Origin of the sequence: Candidatus Fusobacterium pullicola (assembly GCA_018883725.1) — a bacterium.
Lineage (GTDB): Bacteria > Fusobacteriota > Fusobacteriia > Fusobacteriales > Fusobacteriaceae > Fusobacterium_A > Fusobacterium_A pullicola.
Genome location: JAHLFN010000002.1, coordinates 1 through 7,092 on the forward strand (window position 1 = coordinate 1; position 7,092 = coordinate 7,092).

6 protein-coding genes are annotated in these 7,092 nt (G+C 30.6%); 5 read left to right on the forward strand and 1 reads right to left on the reverse strand.

The window, feature by feature from the left end:
* Positions 1-58: 58 nt before the first annotated feature.
* On the reverse strand, positions 59-1,489 hold the full coding sequence (gene melB / locus IAA47_00035; protein MBU3841383.1) for a melibiose:sodium transporter MelB: 1,431 nt from the start codon (positions 1,487-1,489) through the stop codon (positions 59-61).
* A gap of 363 nt (positions 1,490-1,852) precedes the next feature.
* Between melB and IAA47_00040 the strand changes: the two genes are divergently transcribed.
* From IAA47_00040 to IAA47_00060, 5 genes are all read left to right on the forward strand, one after another.
* Entirely contained in the window at positions 1,853-2,734 is an 882-nt protein-coding gene (locus tag IAA47_00040) for an AraC family transcriptional regulator (protein ID MBU3841384.1), read from the forward strand.
* On the forward strand, positions 2,731-3,879 hold the full coding sequence (locus IAA47_00045) for an MFS transporter (GenBank protein ID MBU3841385.1): 1,149 nt from the start codon (positions 2,731-2,733) through the stop codon (positions 3,877-3,879). The genes IAA47_00040 and IAA47_00045 overlap by 4 nt, the downstream gene beginning before the upstream one ends.
* 78 nt (positions 3,880-3,957) lie before the next feature.
* Positions 3,958-5,460 (forward strand): DUF1846 domain-containing protein, encoded by a 1,503-nt coding sequence (locus IAA47_00050; protein ID MBU3841386.1) that lies wholly within the window; start codon positions 3,958-3,960, stop codon positions 5,458-5,460.
* A 113-nt stretch (positions 5,461-5,573) separates the two neighbouring features.
* Positions 5,574-6,605: a glycosyltransferase family 9 protein gene (locus IAA47_00055; protein MBU3841387.1), complete on the forward strand. Its 1,032-nt coding sequence runs from the start codon at positions 5,574-5,576 to the stop codon at positions 6,603-6,605.
* Positions 6,606-6,749: 144 nt separating this feature from the next.
* Positions 6,750-7,092: MerR family transcriptional regulator (locus IAA47_00060; GenBank protein MBU3841388.1), on the forward strand; the 343-nt coding region annotated here is incomplete at its 3' end.

The window sequence follows — 7,092 nt, forward strand, 5'->3', positions numbered from 1 at the left end:
ATTCTCTTGTTTTTTCATTAAAAATTATGTTCATAAAAACTCCTTTATTAAGTAAAAATTAATTGTTGATAGTTTCAAGTAGAACCTCTTCAGTTCTTTCTTCAGTTTCCTTTGAAGATGTAGTATTATCACTATTTAGTTGAGCAACTTTTTCTCTAACCTCATAAAGTACTTTTCCTTTTAATTTATAACCTTTAACATAGATGAATAAGCTAGTTAGAATGAATATTAATGAAGGTATAAAAACTAGTAAACGTAAACCATTAATAGTCAAATCTGATTGTTGTGGTAGAGTAGGATCATACTTTAAAAATGTTAAAGATAGTCCTGTTATTAATCCGCAGACAGCACCAGATGTTTTAACCAAGAATGTTTGAGCAGAACAAATGATACTTTCATTTCTCATTCCAAACTTTAATTGATTATAGTCTATAACATCGGCAACTAATACTGTGATAGTACCAATAATTAATCCAGCTCCTATTTTCATCATAATCATTGCAGTAGCTAAGAGTAAAGCACTTGCTGGCATAAAAATAGCAGAGAATCCAAGTATTACCAATCCTAATGCAGGTACTAAACAAGCTATTTTGTAAGTAGTATCTCTTCCTAGTTTTTTAGCAACAACTGGGAATAGAACAAGCCCAACCATTTCTGCTAATTGACATGCACTATATATAGAGAATAAGTTTTGGTTACCAGCAACATATTTTAGATAGTAGATCATGAAGCTTCCGTATCCACCGTTAAATAGTTGATAAGCAAGCATAAGTCCAATGTATGATTTTAAATGCTCATTTTGAGTAAGAATAGTCCACATATGTTTTAAATTTATTTTTTCATTTGAAGTGCTGTTATGAGTTTCTTTTACATTTACAACTGTTATTCCGATAAAAGTAACATAAATGATAGCAATTAGGATAGCTCCTAAAGTATATCCAAGACTTGCATTTTTATCTCCAGCACCAAATGTATTATTTAAAAAGTAAATTAAATGGAAACTAACTACTCCCATAATTAAGTATGATGAACTTGCAAAAACTCTTGGAATAACTCCAATTTGCTCACGTTCATGTGGATCATCAGTTAAATTTGGCAGCCATGCCCAGTAAGGAATATCAAGCATAGTGTATGTCATACCATAAATAATATAAACAATACTTATATAAGTATACAACATTTTTCCTTCAAATCCAAAAGAATAAAACATTCCAACAAAAGCAATAGCATTTAAAATAGTACCAATAGTAATCCAAGTACGGAATTTACCAAATTTGTTATGTGTATTATCAACTATCATTCCCATAACTGGGTCATTGATAGCATCCCAGATTCTTGCAACAAAGAATAGTGACCCAACAAAAGCAGGTGAAAGGTATAAAACATCAGTAAAATATATCATTAGAAAAACATTAACATAAGCAAGTATGATGTCTTTTCCAAAAGCACCTATACCAAAAGAATATTTTTCTTTAAAAGATAAAGCCATAAAAACCTCCCAAAACAAAAACTATTTTAAATTAAAAACGATAGATGTGCACCTTTATCTAACAAAATAATTATAAAATATATAATATAATTTTAAAATATCTTTTTGTTGTTTTAAAGAGTCTAAATGTTATTTTTACAGAAAAAATATTTTTTTAAAAATTGAACATTGTTCTAAAATAGAAATAAAAAACTTAAAATCAAAATAAAATGTCATGAAAAAATTATGGTAAAGTTCCCATGAATACTAGCTTTATCAAAATTAGGAGGTGAATAGTAGTAAAAAAAATGGGGATACAGCTCTTGTATAAAAAAATATATTATGATATATTAAATCTCAGAAAGTTAAAAAGAGGAGAGAAAAATGGAGAAAGCATATGTACTGCAGATAAGAGATGGAAGTTTAATAAATATGACTTTAAAATTTTGTGGGTATAGTGAATGTAACCCATTACATAATTTTGGACCAGCTTCTAGGCCAGTATATATTATTCATGTTGTACTAAAGGGTAAAGGAGTATACATTGTTGATAATAAGAGATATAATATAAAGGAGGGACAAGGCTTTATAATAGAGCCAAATGTTGTAACCTTTTATCAAGCTGATGCCAATGAACCGTGGAGTTATTGTTGGATAGCTTTTGATGGGGAGGGGGTAGATAAGTACTTACAAGAGTTAGGACTTGTTCAGCAGAAGCCGATTTTTAGAACAGAGAGAGCGAGGGAGTTATTTGAGCTCATAGAAGAGATGCTAAAAAGTCAGAAAAATAATTTAGCGAATGAATTAAAATTACAAGGGTTATTTTATCAATTTTTTTCAATAATTGTTGAGGAAAATAGTGTGGAAAATATTGAAAAAGATGAGGAATTAAATCCCTATGTAAATAAAGCTTTAGACTATATAAAGAGAAATTATTGGGACGATATAAATGTTAATAAGATAATCAAATATGTAGGATTGAATCGAAGTTATTTCTCAAACTTATTCAGAACTAGTATGGGGATAACACTACAGGAATATCTATCAGTTTTTAGATTATCTAGAGCAAATGAATTATTAGATATGACTGATGAAAGTATAGAGGAGATAGCAAGTAACTGTGGTTATAATGATCCCTTGGTATTTAGTAAGGCATATAAGAGAAAGTATGGAATAACACCAACACAACATAGAAAAATAGATAGAAAAAGAGTAAGAGAAAATTTAGAAAAGTTTAAAAAATATGATGGGAGAGAAGAGATATGAAAAAAAGTTTGATAGCATTATCACTAGGAACGTTAGTTTTAGGGATAGCAGAATTTGTTATGATGGGAATATTGACAAATGTAGCCACAAGTCTAAATTTATCAATACCAACAGCGGGACATTTTATTTCAGCCTATGCTTTAGGAGTATGTTTTGGAGCTCTACTACTTATTGCCTTTAGAAAACAACCACCAAAGCAGATATTATTGATATTGGTAGGGCTCATGGTCATTGGAAATGGTTTTGCAGCTATAAGTCCAAACTATTTAACAATGTTAGGAGCAAGATTTATATCTGGTTTACCTCATGGGGCATATTTTGGTGTTGCTTCAATAGTTGCATCAAAATTAGCTGATAAAGGAAGAGAATCAGAAGCAGTAGCTATAATGATAGCTGGAATGACTATAGCAAATTTAGTAGGAGTACCTGTAGGAACATTTTTGAGTTCACTATTTACATGGAGAATAGTATTTATAATAGTTGTTGTTTTTGCACTATTAACACTATACTCTATCAGCAAATTTGTTCCATATGTAGCCCCACTACCAGATACAGGATTTAAAGGGCAATTTCAATTTCTAAAAGATAAAGCACCATGGCTTATATTAGGTGCCACAACATTAGGAAATGGAGGGGTATTTGCTTGGTATAGCTATATAAATCCACTGTTAATAAATGTTAGCGGGTTTAATCCTAGGAGTATAACACTGTTAATGGTATTAGCTGGAGCTGGAATGGTATTGGGAAATCTGTGTGGTGGAAGATTAAGTAGTTATTTTTTTCCTGGTAAAGTAGCTAGTACATTACAAATTTTTATGACAGGAGCTTTAATTGGAATATTCTTTTTTGCTTCTAATCCAATAATATCAGTAATTTTAATGTGTGTAGTAACTTTTGGACTTTTTGGAGTGAGTAGTCCACAACAATATCTGATAATAAAATATGCACCTGGTGGGGAGATGTTAGGAGCTGCAGGGATACAGATAGCATTTAACTTAGGAAATGCAGTTGGGGCATATTTAGGAGGATTACCTATTCATGGGGGGATAGGGGAGCAATATTCAGCTTTAATAGGAGCTGGATTAACTTTTTGTGGATTTTTAATGTTTCATTATTTCAATAGAAATTATTCTAAAGAAAAATAAAAAAGAGTATAGTAATTATTTAAATTCTATGTTAAAATATAAAGTCGAATAAAATTTAGTTATAAGGAGAAGCAAATAATGAAGATAGGATTTGATCACAATAAGTACCTTGAAGAACAATCTAAATATATTTTAGAGAGAGTAAATAATTACGATAAACTTTATCTTGAGTTTGGTGGAAAACTTATGTTTGACTTACATGCAAAGAGAGTTTTACCTGGATTTGATGAGAATGCAAAGATAAAAGTATTACATAAGTTAAAAGATAAACTTGAAGTGGTAATTTGTGTTTATGCTGGGGATATCGAAAGAAACAAAATCAGAGGAGATTTTGGAATAACTTATGATATGGAAGTTTTTAGACTAATAGATGATTTAAGAGAGCATGAGCTTCAAGTAAATAGTGTTGTAATTACAAGATACAATGATCAACCTGCTACAACTTTATTTATCAATAAATTAGAGCGTAGAGGGATAAAAGTATACAAACATAGAGCTACAAAGGGATACCCAACTGATGTAGATGTAATAGTTAGTGATGAAGGATATGGACAAAATCCATATGTAGAGACAACTAAACCAATAGTTGTAGTAACAGCCCCTGGGCCAGGAAGTGGAAAGTTAGCAACTTGTTTAAGTCAATTATACCATGAGTATAAGAGAGGGAATGCAGCTGGATACTCTAAATTTGAAACATTCCCAGTATGGAATGTACCTTTAAAACACCCATTAAATATAGCTTATGAGGCAGCAACTGTAGATTTACAAGATGTTAATATGATCGACCCATTCCATTTAGAAGCTTATGGAGAGACAGCTGTAAACTACAACCGTGACGTTGAAGCTTTCCCACTATTAAAGAGAATTATTGAAAAGATAACAGGAAAAGAGTCTATCTATAAATCACCAACAGATATGGGAGTAAATAGAGTAGGATTTGGAATAGTAGATGATGAGGTTGTAAAAGAAGCTTCTAAACAAGAGATAATCAGAAGATATTTTAAAACTGGTTGTGAGTATAAAAAAGGATATGTTGACTATGAAACATTCAAAAGAACACGTATCATAATGGATGCTTTAGAGTTAAAAGAAGAGGATAGAAAAGTTGTAGGAGTGGCTAGAAAGAAACTAGAAGAGATAAAATCTAAGCAAACAGAACCAGCTTCAGCTATAGCTTTTGAATTACCAGATGGAACTATGATAACTGGTAAGGGATCACCTCTTATGGATGCAGCGTCAGCAGCAATACTAAATGCTGTTAAATACTTTGCTGGAATAAATGATGAGATACTATTAATCTCTCCAGTAGTATTAGAGCCAATTTTAAATTTAAAAGATAAAACTCTTCAAAGCAAAAATATAGCTTTAAACTGTGAAGAGATACTAATGGCATTAAGCATCTGTGCAGCAACTAATCCAATGGCACAAGTAGCTGTAAATAAATTAACTATGCTAAAAGGAACACAAGCTCATTGCACAAATATAGTTGGAAAAACTAACGAACAAACACTTAGAAAATTAGGAATTGATCTAACTTGTGATCAAGTATTCCCAACAGAGAACTTATATTACAATGAATAATTAATTAAGAGAATTCAAGGATGGCTTTTTTGTCATTCTTGAATTTTTATTTAGGGAAATTTTGAAAAAGATGGTATAATTTATACAGAAAGATAGTTTATGGAGGTAGAGAGTTGAAAATATTGGTAGTTAGATTTAGACAGATAGGTGATTCCATATTAGCTGCACCACTATGTACAACACTTAAGCAGACTTTTCCAGATGCACAGGTGGACTATGTAGTTTATGAGCATATAGCTCCCATATTTGAGAAACATCAGGGAATAGACAATGTAATTAAGATAACTAAAGAGGAACAAAAAAATATATTCAAATATATAAAAAAAGCTTGGAAAGTTACAAGGAATAACTATGATATAGTGATTGATATAATGTCTACTCCAAAAAGTGAGGTATTTACACTTTTTGCAAGAGGAGCTAAATACAGAATAGGAAGATTTAAAAAGCATAGAGGATACACATACACTCATAAGATAGTTGAGCCACCTAAAGGGTTAACAAAGGTACAGAAGTTTTTAAAGATGTTAAAACCTTTAGAGCAGGAGTATGATGTAAAATATACAGAGGATTTTTCTATCCACATATCTGATGAAGAGAAACAATATATAAGAAAGAAGATGGAAGCGGCAGGAGTAGATTTTTCTAGACCAGTTTTTGCCTTTGCTATCAACTCTAGAGTACCAGCTAAGGTTTTTAATATAGATAAAATGTTAGAGATAACTAGAAGAATAATTGATGATTTAGATCCTCAAATAATATTCTATTATTCACCAGCTGAAAAGGAATTTGCACTAAAAGCTCATGAGAGATTAAATAATGATCCTCATATATTTACCAATATAGAGACAAAGGATATCAGAGAGTTAGCAATGCTTTTAAAGAATTGTGATATGTTCTTTGGAAATGAAGGAGGACCTAGGCATCTATCACAGGCAGTAGGAACACCTAGTTTTATAGTTCAAAGACCAAATTTAGATATAAAAGAGTGGATAATAGCAGATGAAAAACATCAAGGGGTAGGACCATTAGATGTAGATCCAGATGCTTATACTAAGTATTCATATCAAGAGCAAGAGGATTTAGTAATGCCTGATTTAGTAGTAGACAAATTTAAAAAATTCTATGATAAATATATAAAAAGATAAAAAATTGAGAAAGGGTTAATTTCTATATTATGATAGAGGTTAATCCTTTTAACTTTATATACACTAAAAAAAATCTTGACTTAGAGTTAACTCTAAGTGGTATTTTTTATATATAGAGATATCAAAGAATAGAGGTGAAAATAGATGACAATAGCTGAAGTAAGTAAAAAATTAAATATAAGTGCAGATACATTAAGATATTATGAAAGGATAGGACTTATTCCACCAGTACCAAGAAATAAAAGTGGAATAAGAGATTATGATGATAATTCTATTGGTTGGATAAACTTTATAAAGTGTATGAGAAAGGCGGGACTTCCAATAGAGGTGTTAATAGAGTATGTAGCTCTATATCAGATAGGAGACTCTACAAATGAAGCTAGAAAAAATTTACTGATAGAGCAAAGAGAGGAACTTTTAGCTAAAATAAATGAATTAAAAGAAACTTTGGAATATTTGAATAAAAAGATAGAGAGATATGATGAGA

Coding starts and splice junctions, on each gene's coding strand:
- melB (MBU3841383.1), bottom strand. CDS start 1,489: ATGGCTTTATCTTTTAAAGAAAAATATTCTTTTGGTATAGGTGCTTTT.
- IAA47_00040 (MBU3841384.1), top strand. CDS start 1,853: ATGGAGAAAGCATATGTACTGCAGATAAGAGATGGAAGTTTAATAAAT.
- IAA47_00045 (MBU3841385.1), top strand. CDS start 2,731: ATGAAAAAAAGTTTGATAGCATTATCACTAGGAACGTTAGTTTTAGGG.
- IAA47_00050 (MBU3841386.1), top strand. CDS start 3,958: ATGAAGATAGGATTTGATCACAATAAGTACCTTGAAGAACAATCTAAA.